Source organism: Paenarthrobacter ureafaciens (genome assembly GCF_004028095.1).
GTDB lineage: Bacteria > Actinomycetota > Actinomycetes > Actinomycetales > Micrococcaceae > Arthrobacter > Arthrobacter ureafaciens.
Genome location: NZ_SBHM01000007.1, coordinates 2,539,044 through 2,559,122 on the forward strand (window position 1 = coordinate 2,539,044; position 20,079 = coordinate 2,559,122).

The window sequence follows — 20,079 nt, forward strand, 5'->3', positions numbered from 1 at the left end:
GGCGTAGCGAACGACGTCCCGGCCATGGGACACTAAGAGCGATCTACGTCACAGTGTCAAGTCACATTCATCTAGGAGCTACCGCCGCGTGGAGTTTTTGAACGAAATGCTCGAGCATGCAGCCGGGCAGCCCTGGATTTACCCGGTACTGCTGGTGTTCTTCTTCATCGACGGATTCGCCACCATCCTCCCCAGCGAAACAGCGATCGTAGGCCTGTCGGCACTGTCCCTCCACAGCGGCCAGCCGAACCTCTGGATCCTGGGTTTCACGGCCCTCATCGGTGCCATGGCGGGGGACAACATGGCGTACATGCTCGGCAGGAAGATCGGGCTCACCCGGTGGAGGTGGATGCGCCGGCCCAAGGTTCAGAAAATGTTCGCGTGGGCGCAATACGAACTGGACAAGCGCGGAGCCGTGCTCATCTTCACCGCCCGCTACATCCCGTGGGGTCGCGTGGCCGTGAACTACGTGGCCGGCCAGACCGGCTTCCGCCACCGCACCTTCTTCATCCTTGATGCCTTCGCATGTATCACGTGGGTGGGCTACTCGATCGGCATCGGACTCCTCGCTGGCCAGTGGGTGCACAACAATCCTTTGCTGGGCGTTGGCATCGCCGTGGCGTTCGCCGTGCTTCTTGGCATCGTCGTAGACCACGCCCTGCGCTGGTGGCACAAGTACCTGGAGCGTAAGGACGCTGCGCGCGCAGCCGCCCGGGAAGCCTCTGAATCTGCCGCGCCCGCTGTGGACCGCAAGCCGGTTGTGGGCGCTGACCTCTCCAAGCCTGCTGGCTAAGGACCTGTCATCCCCCTAGAGTTGGTCTGTGACTGAGCCAATTGTTGACGCTGCCCCTGCCCTCGACTTTGATCTGAAGAGTCTTCCCAAGATTTCCCTGCACGACCATCTGGACGGCGGCCTGCGCCCTGCCACCATCATCGAACTGGCCGAAGCCGTGGGCCACACCCTTCCTTCGACGGATCCGGTGGCACTGGGTGAATGGTTCCGCGAATCGGCGGATTCCGGTTCCTTGGTGCGATACCTCGAAACGTTCGACCACACCATTGCCGTGATGCAGACCAAGGAAGGTCTCTTCCGGGTTGCCAAGGAGTTCGTGGAAGACCTCGCCGAGGATGGCGTGGTCTACGGCGAAGTCCGTTGGGCTCCCGAGCAGCACCTCCGGAAAGGCCTGACGCTTGACGAGGCCGTGGAAGCCGTCCAGGCCGGACTCGAAGCGGGCGTGGACGCAGCCGACGAAAGCGGCCGGCAGATCCAGGTGGGACAGCTGATCACCGCCATGCGCCACGCTGACCGTGGCCAGGAGATCGCCGAACTCGCCGTCCGCCACCGGACCCGGGGCGCCGTCGGATTCGACATCGCCGGAGCAGAAGACGGCTTCCTGCCCTCCCGGTTCAAGGACGCTTTCACGTACCTGGCGGCCAACAACTTCCCGGCGACAGTCCACGCGGGTGAGGCCGCCGGCCTGGAGAGCATCCAGTCAGCCCTGGTGGATGGCCGCGCGCTGCGTCTGGGCCATGGCGTCCGCATCGCGGAGGACATCACGGTTGAGTTCGAAGACAACGCCGACGACGACGGCGAGGGCACCGTCGGCCTGGTCACCTTGGGCAACGTGGCCGGCTGGGTCCGGGACCGGGGAATTCCCTTGGAGATCTGCCCTTCGTCCAACCTGCAGACGGGTGCGATCGCCAACTTCGGCGAAGGCATCGAAAGCCACCCGTTGGACATGCTCTTCCAGCTCGGTTTCAACGTCACCATCAACACGGACAACCGGCTCATGAGCGGGGTGACCCTGACGGACGAGTTCGAACTCCTGGTGGAAACCTTCGATTACGACCTCGATGAACTCCTGGAACTGACGCTCAATGCTGCCGAGGCGGCTTTCCTGCCGCTGGATGAGCGCGAGGCTTTGGTGGAGTACATCAACGATGCCTACGCCAACCTCGGCTAAGGAGCCCGCCAACAGCATCGACCGGCTTATCGAAACAATCGGTGCCCTGCGTGAGCACTGCCCCTGGATGGGTGCGCTCACGCATGAATCGCTGGTGGAATACCTGATCGAGGAAGCCTACGAGGTAGTGGATTCGATCGAAGCCGGTTCCGTTGATGAGGAACTCCGCGGTGAGCTGGGCGACGTACTGCTTCAAGTGGTGCTGCACGCCCGGCTCGCCGAGGAGCGCGGCAGTTTCGACTTCGAAGCCGTTGCAGAGGGCATCAACGCCAAGATGATCCGGCGGAACCAGCACGTCTTCAAGGCCGACGGCTCCCTGCAGGAGAGTTTCCCGGCCAGCGTCGAGGAAATCATCGTCCGGTGGGATGCGGCCAAACGCGCCGAGAAACCGGAGCGCGCTGATCCGTTTGAGGGAATCCCGCCGCACCTGCCTGCCTTGGCGGCGGCGCAGAAATCGCTGGACAGGGCCGCGCGCGCCGGCCTGGCCATCGATCAGCAAGGTGCGCGGGCCGCCGTCGGGCCTGTTGCGGTGCCGGACTCCGAAAAGGGGCTGGGCGAGCTGCTGCTCGCCGTCGTCGCCGGCGCCCACCGGCAGGGACTCGACGCCGAACGTGCACTCCGGAAGGCCGTGCGCGCCTTCCACGATGGTCACGAACGGCATTCGTGACGTGCTCCCGAGGAAACCGTTCCGTAACCTAAGCCACTCTCGACTACGCTAGTAGCGACGAGGACGTCGAGAATTCCCCTCTAGATTCCTGTAAATCGCTTCACCATAAGGAGCACATCCATGGCGCTTATCGATGCCATCCACGCCCGCGAGATCCTTGATTCCCGCGGAAACCCGACCGTAGAAGTAGAGGTCCTGCTCTCCGACGGCCAGATCGGCCGCGCAGCAGTTCCCTCCGGTGCCTCCACCGGCGAGCACGAGGCCGTTGAGCTCCGCGACGGCGACAAGGGCCGTTACCTCGGCAAGGGTGTCCAGAAGGCCGTCGACGCTGTGATCGACGAGATCTCCCCGGCCCTGATCGGCTTCGACGCCACGGACCAGCGCAGCATCGACCAGGCGATGATCGACCTCGATGGCACGTCCAACAAGGGCAAGCTCGGCGCCAACGCCATCCTCGGCGTGTCCCTCGCTGTCGCCAACGCCGCCGCAGCTTCGGCTGACCTGCCGCTGTACAAGTACCTGGGCGGCCCGAACGCCCACGTTCTTCCGGTCCCGCTGATGAACATCCTCAATGGCGGTTCGCACGCAGACTCCGACGTTGACATCCAGGAATTCATGATCGCTCCGATCGGCGCCGAGACCTTCTCCGAGGGTCTCCGCTGGGGCGTTGAGGTCTACCACAACCTCAAGTCCGTCCTGAAGGAAAAGGGCCTCTCGACGGGCCTCGGCGACGAGGGCGGCTTCGCTCCGAACCTGCCGTCCAACCGCGCTGCACTGGACCTGATCCAGGAAGCCATCAAGAACGCCGGCTACACCCCGGGCACGGACATCGCGCTGGCCCTGGACGTCGCTTCCTCCGAGTTCTACAAGGACGGCGCCTACCAGTTCGAAGGCAAGGCCCTGAACTCCACCGAGATGAGCGCCTACTACGCCGAGCTGGTTGCCGACTACCCGCTGGTCTCCATCGAAGACCCGCTGGACGAGAACGACTGGGAAGGCTGGAAGACCCTCACCGACACGATCGGCGACAAGGTCCAGCTGGTTGGCGACGACCTCTTCGTGACCAACCCGGTCCGCCTGCAGCAGGGCATCGACGCCGCCACGGCCAACTCGCTGCTGGTCAAGGTCAACCAGATCGGTTCCCTGACCGAGACGCTCGACGCCGTGTCCCTGGCACAGCGCGCCGGCTACACCACCATCACCTCGCACCGCTCAGGCGAGACCGAGGACACCACCATTGCCGACATCGCCGTTGCCACCAACGCCGGCCAGATCAAGACCGGTGCCCCGGCCCGTTCCGAGCGCGTAGCCAAGTACAACCAGCTGCTGCGCATCGAAGAAGAACTGGACGACGCCGCACGCTACGCCGGACGCAGCGCCTTCCCGCGTTTCAAGGGCTAGCCTTCCGCGAAAACAGCTGACCGGTGGCTATGGTGGAAAGACCATAGCCGCCGGTTCTGTTTAACGCTTGCCTGCTGGACCGCGGGCCAAGGAACCAACGCAAGAATGTCAGGCGCGAGGGCAAGCGCAGCAACCCGCCAGGCAAGCACCGGGCATTACAGGAGTGTCATGGCCACCCGTCGTCCAAAGGTACCCAGGGCCGACGCCCTCGGCAGGCAGTCCGGCTCCCCGCCCGCCTCCGAACGCCACCAGGCCGGCGGCCCCGCCGATGAAACGGCCGGGGAGATCATCGAGGCCTCATTCGGCAGCAGCCCCTCGACCACGCCGGCAGGAACGACCGGTAGCGCCATCAAGGGAAAAGCAACGGGCGGGCCAAACGGTGCCGGCGCCGCGACTGCCGTGAGGAAGCCGTCCGCGCGTACCGGCACGCCGTCGAAATCCGCTCCTTCCCTCCGCGGGGCCTCCGCTCCGGACAGTAAGTCAGGAGGCGCCAAACAGGTCCCCGGTGATCATGAAAGCATCGATCCGGTACCGGCCAAGGCCTTCTCGGGACGCCTGTTGGCCTTTGCAGTGGTCATGATTGCCATCACGGTCATGCTGGCCCCCACGGTCAAGGTGTTCCTCGAGAAACGCTCCGAAATCTCGGCCCTGGAAGCGGAAATCGCGGCGCAGGAAGCCGAGCAGGAGGACCTGAACAAGCAGCTATCGCGGTGGCAGGACCCCAACTACGTGAAACAGCAGGCCCGCGACCGCATTAACATGGTTATGCCGGGTGAAACGGGATACTGGGTGTTTGGCGGGGAAGATGCCGCCGGAACGCCTGGGGGCCGCACCGGCTCCGGCACATCCGAAAACCCGGCCAACTTGCCCTGGGTGGATGCGCTTTGGGAGTCCATCAGACGATCGGCAACAGACTAGACGCGGTGCCCGCCGCCGTCGTGCCCTCCGGGGAGGCGACCACAAAGGGCAGGAAGGTTGGCAGCACAAGTGGAAGCAAACACGGCAGCCTTGCCGCAGGAATCCCGCCAGCCATCAGAACACGACCTGGATGTCCTGAGCCGCCAGCTCGGCCGTCCCGTCCGTGACGTCGTGGAGATCCCCGCCCGTTGCGTGTGCGGCAATCCGCTGGTTGCGGCCACGGCACCCCGGCTGAGTAACGGAACCCCGTTCCCCACGACGTTCTACCTGACCCACCCGGTCATTACGTCGGCGGTGTCCCGTCTGGAAGCAGCCGGGCTCATGAACCGGATGAATGACCGCCTGTCCGCCGAGCCGGATCTCGCCGAGTCTTACCGCGGCGCCCACGAATCCTACCTCCAGGCCCGGGACCAGATCGCCGAACGTTCCGGCACGGGTGCGGTTCCGGAGATTGCCGGAGTCTCGGCAGGCGGCATGCCCACCCGCGTGAAATGCCTGCATGTCCTGGTGGGCCACTCCCTGGCGGCCGGTCCCGGCGTGAACCCGTTGGGTGATGAAGCGCTGGAAGCCATCTCGGAGTGGTGGACCAAGGACCGCTGCTATTGCGACGGCGCATGGGACACCGAGGGTGAGGCCCCGTCGAGGGATCTCAGCCGCCATGGCCCGCAGGGCTTGCCTGGCATCGTTGGCCGGCCGGCCCCGGTGCGCAAGTCAAAGACCCCTGAGGACACCACTGCCGAAACGACGGAAGAGCATCCATGAGCCGTGTGGCCGCCATCGACTGTGGAACCAACTCGATCCGCCTGCTGATCGCCGATTCCCCCAACGGGGGATCCGGGCCGTTGGCTGACGTTGTCCGCGAAATGCGCGTGGTCCGCCTGGGACAAGGCGTTGACGCCACCGGGGAGCTCGCTCCCGAGGCCCTTGAACGGACCTTCGCTGCCGCCAAGGATTACGCGGAACTCATCAACAAGCACGACGCCGGCAAGGTCCGTTTCGTCGCCACGTCGGCGACGCGGGACGCCCGGAACCGGGACGTCTTCGTCGATGGCATCCGCGGGTTGCTTGGTGTGGAACCCGAGGTCATCTCCGGCGAGGAGGAAGCTTCCCTGTCCTTCGCCGGTGCCAGCAGCGTGCTGCCTGTCAAAGACGACGACGCCGTCCTGGTGGTGGACCTTGGCGGCGGCAGCACGGAGTTCGTCCTGGGTGATTCCAACGGCGTCATCGCTGCCCGTTCGGTGGACATCGGCTGCGTGCGCCTTACGGAACGGCACCTCAAGGGCGATCCTCCCACCGCGGAAGAGATCGCAGCAGCAGAAGCCGACGTCGACGCAGCCATCAACCTCGCAGCGGAAACCGTTCCCTTCCACCGTGCCACCGCCGTCGTGGGTGTTGCCGGTTCCATTACCACCATCACGGCCCACGCCCTGGGCCTGAGCGAGTACCAGCCGAACCGGATCCATGGCGCCTACCTCGATTCCGCCACCATCAGCGATGCTGCGACCAACCTGCTGAACATGGGCCGTGCCGATCGTGCCGCCCTGCCCTACATGCACCCCGGCCGGGTGGATGTTATCGGAGCCGGCGCGCTGGTGTGGCGACGCATCGTCGCCCGATTGGTCGAAACGGGCAACGGCCGCATCAATGGCGCGTTGGCCAGCGAGCACGACATTCTGGACGGCATTGCGCTAAGCATCCGGGGTTCTGCATGAGTATGCGGTTCCGGCGCAGCCTTTCCGCCTCGCTCGCGGCCTTCCTGGCCGGGGGAGCGCTGGTGGGCTCGCTGGCGACCGCACCGGCGGCGATGGCCGACTCGTGGCGGGACAAAGAGCACTGGCTCAAGGAATCGGGAATCACCAACGCCTGGCAGGTCTCGAAAGGGGCCGGCGTCAAGGTAGCCATCATCGACAGCGGTGTTGACGGCAACCACCCGGACCTCAAGGGAGTTGTCACCGGCGGCGCTGATGCCTCGAAAGCGGGAGCGCCGAACGGCCAGAAGAGCATCGGCGCCAAACCGGAGCACGGCACATTGGTGGCCACCATGCTGGCCGGCCGCGGACACACAACGCCTACGGCTTCCCCGTCCGCCTCGCCGTCAGCGGCCCCCACGACGCCACCTGCGGGAGGGCCTGACGGGATAGTGGGCGTAGCGCCGGAAGCCGAACTTCTGTCCGTCTCAACGTGGCTTGGCTCGCCGAACCCCGGCGGAAAAACGGACCAGGAACAAATCCCGGATGCCGTCCGCTGGGCCGTGGACAACGGTGCGAAGGTCATCAACATTTCCTTGGGCAGCACGTCTCCGGACTGGCCTCAGAGTTGGGACGCGGCCTTCCTTTACGCCGAACAAAAGGACGTCGTCATCGTTGCTGCCGCCGGGAACCGGGTTGGCGGCAACGTCCAGGTGGGCGCACCCGCCACCATCCCCGGGGTCCTCACGGTCGCAGGCCTGGACGGCGACGGCAAAGCCAGCGTGGATTCCTCCTCCCAGGGCATCAGCATCGGTGTAGCAGCCCCCGCTGAAGACCTCGTGGGCGGCATCCCCGGCGGCGGCTACGCCGAGTGGGCCGGAACCTCGGGTGCAGCGCCCATCGTTTCCGGGGTCGCCGCCCTGATCCGGTCCAAGTGGCCGGAGATGAGTGCAGCGCAGGTCATCAACCGGATCGTGAGCACCGCCAAGGATGCAGGCGCCCCGGGCAAGGACCCGTTGTACGGCTACGGGATCCTTGATGCCGAGGCTGCTTTGAAGGGAACCGTCCCCACAACCAGCACCAACCCGTTGGGCTCCATCGGCGATTGGATCAGGGTCCATCGACGCGGCGACCTCAGCGCTCCGACCCAGGCTCCGGTCGAGAGTCCCACCAGCGCGCCTCCCACCTTGGCGGACCCCACCGTTCCCGTGGCGCAGGCTCCGGCGACGGTCGACGATGCTCTGCCGGCCGCCGTCGTGCTTGGTTTCGGCGCCTTGTTCATCGCCATCATTGCCGGTGCCGCAATCCAGTTGCGCCGGGCTTATAAAAACCCGCCGGCGACGCCGGAGGAGGCCGATACCGGCGTCATGGAAGCGGTGGATCCACCTACCAAACGTAGTTAGTGAAGATTTTCACAAAGTAATGTACTCTGGTGTCATGGCAACCACCCCAGAGCTCATTGACCGTCCCCGGGTTCTCGTCGTCGGCGGCGGCTACGTCGGCCTGTACGTAGCACTCAAACTGCAGAAGAAGATCGCGAATGCAGGTGGCATCGTCACCGTCGTGGATCCACTGCCCTACATGACCTACCAGCCGTTCCTCCCCGAGGTAGCCGGCGGCAACATCGAGGCACGCCACGCCGTTGTCTCCCACCGTCAGCACCTGAAGCAGACTGAGCTCATCCAGGGCCGCGTCACCAGCATCGACCACGCCAACCGCACCGCTGTGGTTGCGCCCTCGGACGGCGGCGCTCCGTTTGAGATCCCGTACTTCGACGTCGTCATGGCCGCTGGTGCCATCACCCGTACCTTCCCCATCAAGGGCCTCGCGGACAAGGGCATCGGCCTGAAGACCATCGAGGAAGCAGTTGCACTGCGCAACAAGCTCCTTGAGCGCATCGAAGCCGCATCCACCATGACGGACCCGGCCGCACGTGCCAAGGCCCTGACGTTCGTGGTTGTTGGCGGCGGCTTCGCCGGCATCGAGTGCCTCACCGAAATGGAAGACCTCGCCCGCGCAGCTGTGCGCAACAACCCGCGCATCCGCCAGGAGGAAGTCCGCTTCATCCTGGTCGAAGCCATGGGCCGCATCATGCCCGAGGTCACCGCTTCCCAGGCCGAGTGGGTTGTGGAACACCTCCGCAGCCGCGGCATCGAGGTCCTGCTGAACACCTCGCTGGACAGCGCCGAAGGCAACCTCAAGCTCATCAACCTCCCGGACAAGACCTCCGCCGGTGAAATCGAAGCAGACACCCTGGTCTGGGCTGCAGGCGTGCAGGCCAACCCGATGATCCGCTCCACCGACTTCCCGCTCGAACCCCGTGGCCGCGTCCGCGTCCTCCCGGACCTGCGCATTGCAGGCGACGAAGGCATCATCGAGAACGCCTGGGCTGCCGGCGACATCGCCGCTGTTCCGGACCTGACCGGCAAGGGCCTCCCGGACGGTACCTGCGTACCGAACGCACAGCACGCACTTCGCCAGGCCAAGAAGCTCGCCAAGAACCTCTGGGCTTCCCGCTGGGACAAGCCGTTGCACGATTACAAGCACAAGAACCTTGGTGCTGTAGCCGGCTTCGGCGAGTGGAAGGGTGTTGCGAACATCAACCTGCTGGGCCGCATCGGCCTCAAGGGCGGACTCGCCTGGTTGGCACACCGTGGCTACCACGGCATGGCCATGCCCACTGTTGAGCGCAAGTTCCGCGTGGTCTTCGGCTGGATCCTGGCCTTCTTCGCCGGCCGCGACACCACGCAGCTGATGGACCTGGACAACCCGCGCGGTGCGTTCGTGGCCGCGGCGACCCCGGCCCCGAAGCCGGCTGCTGCCGCTCCCGCACCTGCTGAAGCCAAGCCCGCCGAGGTCAAGACCCCGGTAACGGCTGACGCCAAGTAGCAAGAAGCACGACGGCGGCTGCTCCCCTGAGGGGGAGTGGCCGCCGTCGACGTTTAACGCCTCGCCGTCACACCGTGGCGGGCGCGCCTAGACTGTACGCATGCCCGGCGAAACTGACTTGGAAACACTTCTCGAATCCATGCAACCCGTTGTCCGCGAGGGCGACTACGTCTACGCACTGTGGCCGCACGGAAAGCCGCTGGAAGGCGACATCGAGGCTGCGGTCCGGGAAGCGGAGGGCCTGACCGTGGTTCTGCGGCGCGACGAAGCGGACCGGCTTGGCCTGCACTATGACTTCGTGGCTGCATGGATCACCTTGCAGATCCATTCGGCCCTGGAAGCTGTTGGACTGACTGCTGCGGTCAGTTCGGCCCTCACCCATGCCGGCATCAGCTGCAACGTCCTGGCCGGCTTCCACCACGACCACCTGCTGGTGCCGGCTGCCGAGGCCGGACGCGCCCTTGATGTGCTCCGCCTGCTGGGACGCGGAATAGTGCTGAGGGACGAACGCCTGGAGGATCGTGCGGCCATCCTGGAACTCGCCGCGAAGGCGTTCTCCGTTTCGCCGGTCACGGGGGAACCCGTCCAAGGTACGCCAGTGGAGGGGGGGCCTGCTGCGGGAGCTCTTCGAGTGCGACGAATACATTCCGAACCTGAGCATCGTGGCGGAAATCGCCGGTGAGATCGTGGGGCACGTCATCAGTACCCGGGCATGGGTGGGGGACCTGGAACTCCTTGGCCTCGGGCCGATAGCGGTGGAGCCCACGCTCCAGCGGCGGGGGATCGGTTCTGCGCTGATGCGCGAGACCACGCTGCGGGCCACAGCGGCAGGGGAGCGCGGAATCGCTTTGCTGGGAAGTACCAGCTACTACCCGCGCTTCGGCTACGTCCCGGCGGCAACCGTTGGCGTCGCTCCGCCGGACGCCGCGTGGGGCGACCACTTCCAGTTGTTGCGGCTTCCGGCATGGCCCGACGGCGTGCGGGGAACCTTCCGCTACGCGGCGCCGTTTGAGCGCCTTTAGCGCAGGACATCTTCAGCTGGGATAACATGGTCCGGGCGCCCCAGTAGCCCAATTGGCAGAGGCAGCGGACTTAAAATCCGCGTGTTGTGGGTTCGAGTCCCACCTGGGGCACAACGGGAAAGGGAAGCGGAAATCCGCTTCCCTTTCCCGCTTTCTTTTTGAAGAGTTTTCCCAGCTGGCTCGTAGATTCCCCACAGGCAACGAGTGTTATAGGGATGTGACCTCAATCACTTATTTTCCCTGATCAATTGCACTAGTTTGAGTCTTAATCAGGAATACCTGAGTTATCGCATCAAAGGCGGTTCGCACCTTTCGATCGAGGAGACAACGAATGTTTGATCTTTCCCAAGCGGCGCCCCGGGCCGCCAAGCTGACAGCGCTTGGCATTGGGGTCGCTCTGCTCGCCACAGCCTGTGGCGGGTCTTCAACGCCGAGCCAGTCCAATACCGGCTCCAGCTCGGCCGCCGCAGCAGGCATTTCCTGCCCGGCACCCAGTGGAGGGGCGGGTGCAGGCAACAGCCAGGCCGCTACCAACTCTGGCCCCGTACCTCCCTCGACCACCACTACCTCCACTCCGCTCAAGATTGGATCGCTCCTGCCGACAACGGGGTCGCTGGCGTTCCTTGGCCCGCCCGAAATTGCCGGTGTAAACCTCGGCATCAAGGAAGTCAATGATGCAGGCGGCGTGCTCGGTGCTCCCGTCGAGGTAATCCACCGTGACTCCGGTGATACCAAGACCGATATCGCTACGCAGTCCACCACCGCCCTCCTGGGCCAGGGAGTCAGCGCCATCATCGGTGCAGCCTCCTCGGGTGTCTCCAAGACCGTCATCAACCAGATCACGGGTGCCGGTGTCATCCAGTTCTCGCCGGCCAACACCTCGCCGGACTTCACTACGTGGGATGACAAGGGGCTGTACTGGCGTACTGCGCCTTCCGACGTCCTGCAGGGCAAGGTCCTCGGCAACTACATGGCCACCTGTGGAGCCCAGACCGTTGGCATGATCGTGCTTAACGACGCTTACGGAACCGGCCTGCAGAAGAACGTCAAGGAAGCCTTCGAGGCTGCCGGCGGCAAGGTTGTGGCTGAGGAACTGTTCAACGAAGGCGACTCGCAGTTCAGCAGCCAGGTGGACAAGGTCCTCGCAGCCAAGCCGGATGCCATTGCCCTGATCACCTTCGACCAGGCCAAGAGCATCGTTCCGCTGATCACCGGCAAGGGCATCAAGCCGACGCAGCTGTTCATGGTTGACGGAAACACTTCCGACTACAGCAAGGACTTCCAGGCAGGCACCTTGAAGGGCGCCCAGGGCACCATCCCGGGTACCTTCGCCAAGGACGCCTTCAAGCAGAAGCTCCTGGCCATCGATCCCGCCCTGAAGGATTACAGCTACGCAGGTGAGTCCTACGACGCCGTGAACCTGATCTCCCTGGCCGCCGAGGCTGCCAAGAGCACCAAGGGTCCGGACATCGCAGCCAAGCTGAAGGAAGTCTCCGAGGGCGGCGAAAAGTGCAACAGCTACGCTGCTTGCGTGACGCTCCTTCGCGAAGGCAAGGACATCGACTACGACGGCCAGTCCGGTCCTGTGACCTTCTCCGACGCCGGTGACCCCACCGAGGCGTACATCGGTATCTACGAATACCAGGATGACAACACCTACAAGCCGGTTCGTGAAGAGTTCGGCAAGCTCTAAGCCGCACGCTCCTCAGTAACCACACGGGTCCCCTTCCAGCCGGAGGGGGACCCGTTGGGCGTGTTGGGCGCTGACGTCTGCAAAGTGGGTCGTGGCGGTACGCGGCCGGTTCAGGAAGCGAACGGTTCGAAGCCTTCCAACACCCTTTCAAGCATGAGGACACCTTGCTGTTCGAAGGCCTGGTCTCCCACCTGATGTGCCCAGACCACGGTTCCGACGGCTTGGTTCAGGTTCTCGAGGCGCCACACGCCGGCCTCTTCCGGGGTCCTGACGAGCCGCCCGAACCCGTGATGAAAAGCCGCCTCAAGTTCCGGGTTTGTCCGGAACTGCTGGTGGCTGAGGCGGACCACGTCGTGGACCCACGGGCGCAGGTCCGCGCGGCCAAAGTCGATTACTTTCACCGCGCCGTCGTCGTACAGCCAGTTCCTGGGTTGGAAATCACCGTGGGTGGTCACCAACTCAACAGGGTAAACCTCGACGGCGGCAAGCTCCTCAGCCACGCGGCGCAGCACGGGTGCGGTCACAAGGCCGTCCAGGCGCTCGATGATCGCAGAAGTCCTGAGCGCCATCGAGCGCAAGTAACTCGCGGATGTTCCCGCCGGCCGATGCAGCCGTGCAAGGAGCTTGCCGGCTTGGTAATAGGTATCCGATTCATGTTCTGCAGCGGTCCCGGCTACCAGCGTGCCGGGCAGGAATCCGGTGACCAACAGGCCGGCATCCGGTGCGGAGTGCAAAAGGTCAGGAATCCTGCCGCGAAGGCCGGGCAGCCCACGGGCGTACGCCTTGATTTCACGGCGGATGTGGTGGCTGGTCAGGCTGGCCTTCACCGTAACGTGCCGGCCATCCTCGGTTTCCAACTGCAGGACGGTAGTGTCCTGGAGCGGCCAGGAGTGGTCCTGGATCACAGTGAAGTGACCAAGCCAGGACGTCAAGAGTTCCAACTGTCGGCTGGAAATTGCGTCAGTCATCGGTCCAGCATGCCATCCCGCGGTTGATGAGGTGTTGTGGGGAACTGTGAACCCGCCAATTGGTTCTCGGGGGCCAAGAGCCCGCAAACGCAGAAAGGAAGGGTTCCGGGAGTCATTCCGGAACCCCTCCTTTGGCTGTGGAGCGATGCCTTTGCTAGACCTCGTCGGCCAAGGTGCCTAGGTAGAGCTGGATGACCTTCGGGTCCTTCATCAGTTCGCGTCCGGTGCCCGTGTAGGCGTCCCTGCCCTGGTCCAGGACGTATCCGCGGTCGCAGATCTGCAGGCAGCGGCGTGCGTTCTGTTCCACCATGATCACCGAGACGCCGGCACGGTTGATCTCGTGGACGCGCAGGAATGTCTCGTCCTGCTTGACGGGGGAGAGGCCGGCCGAGGGCTCGTCCAGGAGCAGCACGGCCGGGTCCATCATGAGGGCACGGCCCATGGCCACCATCTGCCGTTCACCGCCGGACAGCGAGCCTGCACGCTGCGCACGCCGCTTGCCGAGTTCGGGGAAGAGGCTGGTGACAAAGTCGAAGCGCTCGTTGAATACCTTGGGCCTCTGGAACAGGCCCATCTGGAGGTTCTCCTCGATGGTGAGGGTGGAGAAGACGTTGTTGGTCTGCGGTACGAAGCCCACACCCTGCGTCACCAGTTTGTTGGCTTTGAGGCCCGTAAGGTCCTTGCCACGCACCACGACAGTGCCTGAGTGGACCTTGACCAGCCCGAACATCGCCTTCAGAAGAGTGGACTTGCCGGCACCGTTGGGACCGATGATTCCGATCAATTCGCCCTTCCGGGCTTCAATGCTGCATCCGTTGAGGATATTGACGCCCGGCAGGTAGCCAGCCACGAGGTCGGTAACCTTGACGACGGCTTCTTCCGTGGGACTGCCTGCGGCGGCAGGCATGGCACTGGTGGCGCTCACTTGCCCTCCTCCTGTTTGGTTTCGGTGACGTCGGTGGACAGGATGCCGGCGTCCTCGGTTCCCACTACCGACTCGTCATCGGCAACGAGTTCGGCTTCGAGTTCCTTGATACCTTGGGCGTCGCCCAGGTCGACGTCGTGGTGGGCGCCGAGGTAGGCGTCGATCACGGCGGGGTTCTTCATGACTTCCCCTGGAGGGCCCTCAGCCACCACCTTGCCTTCGGCCATGACCACCACCCAGTCGGCGATGTGGCGCACCATGTTCATGTCGTGCTCCACGAAGAGCACGGTCATGCCCTCGGCCTTGAGGTTCTTGATGTGGTCCAGCAGCGACTGGGTCAGGGCAGGATTGACGCCGGCCATGGGCTCGTCCAGCATGACCAGCTTGGGACGGACCATGAGGGAGCGTGCCATTTCCAGGAGCTTCCTCTGGCCACCGGACAGGGAAGCGGCGTAGTCGTCCTTCTTGGCGTCCAGCTTGAACTTCTCCAGCAGGACGTTGGCCTGCGCGGTGATCTCCTTCTCACGGCCGCCCCACATACCCTTGAAGAGGGCCTTGGACAACCGTTCTCCGGGCTGGTTGGCAGCGCCCAGGCGCATGTTTTCCATGACCGTCAGCTTGCCCATCACTTTGGTGAGCTGGAAGGTCCGGACCATGCCCATGCGCGCCACCTTGTAGGAGGAGACGCCCGCCAGGCTGTTGCCCTCGAACTGCCACTGACCGGAGTTGGGGGTGTCGAAGCCGGTCAACAGGTTGAACAGCGTGGTTTTGCCCGCGCCGTTGGGGCCGATCAAAGCAGTGATCTTGTGCCGGGGAATCTCGAGGTACTCGACGTCGACGGCGTTAATGCCGCCGAAGGATCGCGTGACATTCTCCGCCACCACAATAGGATCGCGTTTCTTGCACCCGGGAGTGTTCTCGCCGACGGCGATCGGGCGGGTGTCGGTCATGTAGTCGACGTTCTCCGTTGTTCCGGAGCCGCCGATTCCGGGGCTGGTTTGGTTGTTGCTTTCACTCATGCGAATGCAAGCTCCTTCTTATTGCCGAAGACGCCTTGCGGGCGGAAGATCATCAGGAGCATCAGGGCTACACCTACAAGGATGTACCGCAACTGGCCTGCTTGGACAGTGGTCAGCCACGTGATGGCACCCGACTCGATGAGGCCGTACAGGATGCTCTGGGTCAGGGACAGGACAACCCAGAAGATCATGGCGCCGATCACCGGCCCGAGCACCGTAGCCATGCCGCCGAGCAGGAGGCAGGTCCACAGGAAGAACGTCAGTTCGGTTCCATAGTTGGACGGCTGGACGGCGCCGCGGGGGAGCGTGAAAATCATGCCGGCCAGGGCGCCAAGGACACCGCCGATGACGAGCGCTTGCATCTTGTAGGCGTAGACGTTCTTGCCGAGCGAGCGCACCGCATTCTCGTCCTCGCGGATGCCCTTAAGCACGCGGCCCCAAGGGCTGCGCATCAGGAGCCAGACGAGGAGGCAGCAGATGATCACCAGGGTCCATCCGACGACGCGGATGAAGAAGTCCCTGTTGTTCATGCCCAGGTAGGACCCCTCCGGGAAGGGGTTCATTGAGTAGAAGTCGCCTTCGAAGGCTGCCAGGCCATTGGCTGAACCTGTCACGCTGGTCAGCTGGTTGGTGGTCACCACGTAGCGGACGATTTCCGCCGATGCGATGGTCACGATAGCCAGGTAGTCGGCCCGGAGGCGCAGTGTGGGTATGCCGAGGATGAAGGCGAAGATGACCGAGCAGAGAATGGCGATCAGCAGTGCTACGAAGAACGGAGCCTTGAACGTCAGGGTTGAGATCGCGAAGCCGTAGGCACCTACGGCCATGAAGCCTGCCTGGCCGAAGTTCAGCAGGCCCGAGTAGCCGAAGTGGACCGCAAGGCCCAAAGCGGCAAGTGCGTAGGCCGCCGTCGTCGGACTGTAAATTTCGCCAAGGGCGCTGGAAAAAATGAATCCGAAATCCATGGCCCGCTCCTAACCCACACGCTCACGCCGGCCGAGGATGCCCTGCGGTCGGAACAAAAGGACAACGATCATGATGAACAGGGCGCCAACGTACTTGAGGTCGGCGGGAAGGCCGAACACTGTTGTCAGCTCCACGAAGATTCCCACCACGATGGAACCGATCAGGGCACCGAAGACGGTTCCAAGGCCACCGAGGGTAACGCCGGCGAAGATGAGCAGCAGGATCTGGGAGCCCATGTCGAACGTGACGCCGGGGCGGTAGTAGGCCCAGAGGATGCCGCCGAGGGAGGCGAGGATGCCGCCCGTTACCCATACGATGCGGATGACGGAGTCGACGTCGATGCCCGAGGCTGCGGCCAGTGCCGGATTGTCAGCGACAGCACGGGTTGCCTTGCCGAGCCTCGTCTTCAAAAGAACGATGCCGATCACGGCAATGACGACGGCGCTGATGATGAGGGACCACAGGTTGTTGGGGGAAATGGAGACGGGGCCGATCTGGATCTCCGCGCTCTGTGCCCCCGGCAGCTGCTGCGTGGCGCCGCCAAAGAAGAACTGGATGACGTAGCGGACGGCCAACGCCAGGCCGATGCTCACGATCATCATGGGAACGAGGCCCGTACCGCGGCGCCGCAGCGGACGCCAGAGGCCCGCGTCCTGGGCGTAACCGAAGAGGCCGCCGCCCAGCAGCGCCAGGAGGATGGCGAGCCAGAAGGGGAATCCGAGTCCATTGAAAAGGAACACGAGCACGGCGCCCAGGGTTACCATCTCGCCGTGGGCGAAGTTGGTCAGGCCCGTGGTGCCGAAGATGAGGGAAAGCCCCACGGACGCCAAGGCAAGCAGGAGGCCGAAGCTCAAGCCCGCCACAAGGCGGTTGAGCAGGTTTTGTCCGAAGTCCTGTTGCTGGACCACGATGCCTTCGCCGAAGGCGAAGATCACGGACAGGTTGGACGTCTGGCTGAAGGTGACATCGCGGGGATTCTCTTGACCGTCCGCAAGCTTGATGCCGTCCGGAAGGGTGGATTCGTCCAGTTCGACCTTGTAGGTGCCCTGGACCGGAACACCGATGCGCCAGGATCCGTTCTCGCTTGAGGTGGCCTCGCCTTCGAATCCGTTGCCGGTTGCCTTGATTTTGACGCCCGACAGGGGATTCCGGCTGTCATCGCGGAGGAAGCCGCTGATGCTGTTTTGGAAATTGGTGGCTGACGGCGAAGGCGAAGGGGTAGTTGCCTGCGCCGCGGGGGCGGCGATCAGCAGAACGGCAATGAGGGCGGCAAAGAACGCCCCCACGGATCTCTGCAGTCCTCTGGACCGTCTGGTAGACGGGTCGCGCAGTGTGCTTCTCAAAATGGAAAACCTCCACAGTGGGGGTGGTCCCGGCTGCGCCATTGCGGCCGGTGCGAACGGTTAGGGGGCTCGGAAAACGGTCATACTTAGTTGCCTCGAATGTGATCCAAGTCACCCGCGTGTGGCCTATGTTACCGCCCGGTGGGATTGAAAAAGGTCCACGTCAGGCGCGCGAAGATCGCGATCGGATAACAACTGTGCCGCCACGGGCAACAAGGGTGCGGATCACGTTTCGGTTGCGGCTGGGGACGGCAGGGAACTATCCCTGCCGTCCGGTCGTGGTAATTGGTACCGTAAATTATCACTTAGCCCTTTCTCAGGAGGACACCCGCAATGGCCCTTGGCGGAAACCCGATCTTCAACGGAAAGAATTTCCGTGGAGCGAAGCAGGCCCCGCCTGTACCGCAGAATCCGTATGGCAACTCCTACGGTCAGCAGTTCAACCAGGCCCCCGGACGTGCTCCGAGCCAGGTCATGGACGGCCACGCCGCTTGGTCTGCGCAGCAGCAGAACATGACCAACGAGCAACTGCAGCAGATGTACAACCAGCCTGCGGCAGGCCCGGCCGACACCGGACGGATGACGTACGACGACGTCATCATGAAGACCGTCATGTGCCTTGTTGTCCTGGTGCTTGGTGCCGGAGTCACGCTCTTCGTGGCACCGGCCATGGCCACCATGCTCATGATCGTCGGCGCCCTGGGCGGTTTCGTCCTGGCCCTGGTCAACACCTTCAAGAAGCAGCCTTCGCCCGCGCTGATCCTCGCGTATGCCGGCCTCGAAGGTCTCTTCCTGGGTGGCCTAACCCGCTTCCTTGACGCCATGTACCCGGGCGTTGGCCTGCAGGCAGTCATCGGCACCTTGGCCGTCTTCGGCGTGACCCTGGCCCTCTTCAAGAGCGGCAAGGTCCGTGCGACCCCCAAGATGGTCCGCTTCTTCATGATCGCCACCATCGGCTACGCAGTATTCGCCCTGATCAACCTGGTGATGATGTGGACCGGCGCCGTGCAGGAGCCGTTCGGCCTGCGCACCAGCGTTGAAATCTTCGGCATTCCGCTGGGCGTCTTCATCGGCATCCTTGCGATCGGCCTTGCAGCCTTCTCCTTGATCATGGACTTCACCAGCATCGAGGAGGGCGTTCGTGCAGGCGCTCCGGAACGCTACTCCTGGACGGCTGCCTTCGGCCTGACGGTCACCCTGGTGTGGCTGTACGTCGAAATCATCCGGCTTTTGGCAATCCTGCGCGGCGACGACTAGCCCCGGTCCCAAGCAACGCAATGCCCCCGAAGAGTCTTCGGGGGCATTGTTGTACCAGCACGCGGCTGAGAGCCGGCCTGACGGCGCTTGGGGGGCCGGGAGCCAGCTCCTCGCGGCTAGCGCAGGCGTTCCAGCACCACGGCCATTCCTTGTCCGCCGCCCACGCACAGTGTGGCCAGGCCCAGGGTTTTGTCGCGTTCCTGCAGGCCGTTGATCAGGGTGGTAGCCATCCGGGCCCCGGTCATGCCGAAGGGGTGGCCCAAGGCAATGGCTCCGCCGTGGACGTTGAGCTTTTCCGGATCGATGCCGAGCTCCCTCGCGCTCGCGATCACCTGCACTGCGAAGGCTTCATTGAGTTCCACCAGGTCGATGTCCGCCATAGTGAGCCCGGCTGTGGCCAGCGCGCGGCGCGTGGATTCAACGGGGCCCATGCCCATGAGTTCGGGGGAGAGTGCGCTGACGCCCGTGGAGACCACCCGCGCCAGGGGTTCAAGTTCCAACTCGCGGGCCCTGGCATCGCTCATGACCACCATGGCCGCGGCTCCGTCATTCAGCGGGCACGCATTGCCCGCGGTCACTGTGCCTTCGGTCCGGAAGACCGGTTGCAGGGCCGAGACCGCCTCCAGCGTCACGCCGGGCCGGGGCGAATCGTCGCGATCCACCACTGATCCGTCCTTGCGGGTGTACGGAGTGATTTCGCGGGCATAGAAGCCCGAAGCGATGGCAGCCTCTGCCCGGTTCTGGCTCAGCACGCCCCATTCGTCCTGTTCGGCCCTGCTGATGCCGTACGACGTCGCCACGTTCTCGGCCGTTTGGCCCATGGAAATGTACACGTCGGGCAGCCGTCCGCCGAGGCGGGGGTCGGTCCACGGAATGTTCGACGCCGCGCGGGCGGCGGTCCGCTGGGCGGCAGATTCAAAGGCCGGGTTGTGGTTGGCTGCGTCCGTTTCCCCGGCCCCGGCCCAGTCCCGGTAACGGGATACAGCTTCTACGCCAGCGGACACGATCGCGTGCGCTTCGCCGGCCTTGATGGCATGGAAGGCCATCCGCAGGGTCTGCAGGCTGGACGCGCAGAAGCGGTTGATGGTGGCGCCCGGAACATGGTCAAGCCCGGCGAGGACGCCGACGACGCGGGCCATGTTGGAGCCGGCCTCACCGCTCGGTTCTGCGCAGCCCAGCAGGAGATCGTCCAAGCCATGGCCATCCTCGGCGCCGGGATCGAATCCGGGCAGTTTGGCCAGGGCGGCTTCCACCATGGCGGTGGCAAGATCGTCCGGGCGCTCGTCCTTCAGGGAGCCCTTGAAGGCCCGCCCGATGGGGCTCCTGGCGGTGGAAACAATCACAGCCTCAGTCATTGCC

Annotated in this window: 19 protein-coding genes and 1 tRNA gene; 14 read left to right on the top strand and 6 right to left on the bottom strand. The window is 64.1% G+C overall.

Annotated elements, in window-relative coordinates; all coding sequences use genetic code 11:
• The first annotated feature begins 106 nt into the window (after positions 1 to 106).
• The 13 genes from AUR_RS16075 to AUR_RS16130 all read left to right on the top strand — a co-directional run bounded on the left by AUR_RS16075 (position 107) and on the right by AUR_RS16130 (position 12,242).
• Complete coding sequence (locus AUR_RS16075) at positions 107 to 793, top strand: DedA family protein (RefSeq protein ID WP_062099063.1); 687 nt, start codon at positions 107 to 109, stop codon at positions 791 to 793.
• Positions 794 to 821: 28 nt separating this feature from the next.
• A complete protein-coding gene (locus tag AUR_RS16080; RefSeq protein WP_062095677.1) occupies positions 822 to 1,964 on the top strand; it encodes an adenosine deaminase in 1,143 nt (380 codons plus the stop codon).
• On the top strand, positions 1,942 to 2,631 hold the full coding sequence (locus AUR_RS16085; protein ID WP_021471529.1) for a MazG nucleotide pyrophosphohydrolase domain-containing protein: 690 nt from the start codon (positions 1,942 to 1,944) through the stop codon (positions 2,629 to 2,631). Before AUR_RS16080 ends, AUR_RS16085 begins: the two co-directional genes overlap by 23 nt.
• Before the next feature lie 120 nt (positions 2,632 to 2,751).
• Complete coding sequence (eno, locus tag AUR_RS16090) at positions 2,752 to 4,032, top strand: phosphopyruvate hydratase (protein ID WP_021471528.1); 1,281 nt, start codon at positions 2,752 to 2,754, stop codon at positions 4,030 to 4,032.
• Positions 4,033 to 4,200: 168 nt separating this feature from the next.
• Entirely contained in the window at positions 4,201 to 4,950 is a 750-nt protein-coding gene (locus tag AUR_RS16095) for an FtsB family cell division protein (RefSeq protein WP_062095679.1), read from the top strand.
• A 69-nt stretch (positions 4,951 to 5,019) separates the two neighbouring features.
• The gene (locus tag AUR_RS16100) at positions 5,020 to 5,712 is read left to right on the top strand and encodes a DUF501 domain-containing protein (RefSeq protein WP_021471526.1); all 693 of its coding nucleotides are present in this window, start codon (positions 5,020 to 5,022) and stop codon (positions 5,710 to 5,712) included.
• A complete protein-coding gene (locus AUR_RS16105; protein ID WP_021471525.1) occupies positions 5,709 to 6,662 on the top strand; it encodes a Ppx/GppA phosphatase family protein in 954 nt (317 codons plus the stop codon). The genes AUR_RS16100 and AUR_RS16105 overlap by 4 nt, the downstream gene beginning before the upstream one ends.
• Complete coding sequence (locus tag AUR_RS16110; protein ID WP_031216241.1) at positions 6,659 to 8,041, top strand: S8 family serine peptidase; 1,383 nt, start codon at positions 6,659 to 6,661, stop codon at positions 8,039 to 8,041. Before AUR_RS16105 ends, AUR_RS16110 begins: the two co-directional genes overlap by 4 nt.
• Positions 8,042 to 8,075: 34 nt before the next feature.
• Positions 8,076 to 9,527, top strand: coding sequence for an NAD(P)/FAD-dependent oxidoreductase (locus AUR_RS16115; protein ID WP_031216240.1), 1,452 nt, complete (start codon positions 8,076 to 8,078; stop codon positions 9,525 to 9,527).
• A 100-nt stretch (positions 9,528 to 9,627) separates the two neighbouring features.
• Positions 9,628 to 10,209, top strand: coding sequence for an ACT domain-containing protein (locus AUR_RS20790; RefSeq protein WP_321171940.1), 582 nt, complete (start codon positions 9,628 to 9,630; stop codon positions 10,207 to 10,209).
• On the top strand, positions 10,187 to 10,549 hold the full coding sequence (locus AUR_RS20795; protein WP_338323862.1) for a GNAT family N-acetyltransferase: 363 nt from the start codon (positions 10,187 to 10,189) through the stop codon (positions 10,547 to 10,549). Before AUR_RS20790 ends, AUR_RS20795 begins: the two co-directional genes overlap by 23 nt.
• A gap of 37 nt (positions 10,550 to 10,586) precedes the next feature.
• Positions 10,587 to 10,660 (top strand) — tRNA-Leu (locus tag AUR_RS16125).
• A gap of 220 nt (positions 10,661 to 10,880) precedes the next feature.
• Positions 10,881 to 12,242, top strand: a complete 1,362-nt coding sequence (locus AUR_RS16130; protein ID WP_021471521.1) for an ABC transporter substrate-binding protein — start codon at positions 10,881 to 10,883, stop codon at positions 12,240 to 12,242.
• 110 nt (positions 12,243 to 12,352) lie between these two features.
• Here AUR_RS16130 and AUR_RS16135 read toward each other — a convergent pair whose 3' ends face one another.
• From AUR_RS16135 to AUR_RS16155, 5 genes are all read right to left on the bottom strand, one after another.
• A complete protein-coding gene (locus AUR_RS16135) occupies positions 12,353 to 13,210 on the bottom strand; it encodes a phosphotransferase (protein ID WP_062095681.1) in 858 nt (285 codons plus the stop codon).
• Positions 13,211 to 13,364: 154 nt separating this feature from the next.
• The gene (locus AUR_RS16140; RefSeq protein ID WP_021471519.1) at positions 13,365 to 14,135 is read right to left on the bottom strand and encodes an ABC transporter ATP-binding protein; all 771 of its coding nucleotides are present in this window, start codon (positions 14,133 to 14,135) and stop codon (positions 13,365 to 13,367) included.
• The gene (locus AUR_RS16145; protein ID WP_370583587.1) at positions 14,132 to 15,085 is read right to left on the bottom strand and encodes an ABC transporter ATP-binding protein; all 954 of its coding nucleotides are present in this window, start codon (positions 15,083 to 15,085) and stop codon (positions 14,132 to 14,134) included. The genes AUR_RS16140 and AUR_RS16145 overlap by 4 nt, the downstream gene beginning before the upstream one ends.
• Before the next feature lie 65 nt (positions 15,086 to 15,150).
• Positions 15,151 to 16,119, bottom strand: a complete 969-nt coding sequence (locus AUR_RS16150) for a branched-chain amino acid ABC transporter permease (RefSeq protein WP_021471517.1) — start codon at positions 16,117 to 16,119, stop codon at positions 15,151 to 15,153.
• 9 nt (positions 16,120 to 16,128) lie between these two features.
• Entirely contained in the window at positions 16,129 to 17,406 is a 1,278-nt protein-coding gene (locus AUR_RS16155; protein ID WP_021471516.1) for a branched-chain amino acid ABC transporter permease, read from the bottom strand.
• Positions 17,407 to 17,796: 390 nt separating this feature from the next.
• Here AUR_RS16155 and AUR_RS16160 point away from each other — a divergent pair, with 390 nt between their 5' ends.
• Positions 17,797 to 18,720 carry a Bax inhibitor-1/YccA family protein gene (locus AUR_RS16160; RefSeq protein ID WP_062095683.1) on the top strand — a complete coding sequence of 308 codons (924 nt, stop codon included), beginning with the start codon at positions 17,797 to 17,799 and terminating at the stop codon, positions 18,718 to 18,720.
• Between the two features lie 116 nt (positions 18,721 to 18,836).
• On the opposite strand, the gene AUR_RS16165 is transcribed toward AUR_RS16160, so the two are convergent.
• On the bottom strand, positions 18,837 to 20,075 hold the full coding sequence (locus AUR_RS16165; RefSeq protein WP_062095684.1) for an acetyl-CoA C-acetyltransferase: 1,239 nt from the start codon (positions 20,073 to 20,075) through the stop codon (positions 18,837 to 18,839).
• Positions 20,076 to 20,079: the final 4 nt, after the last annotated feature.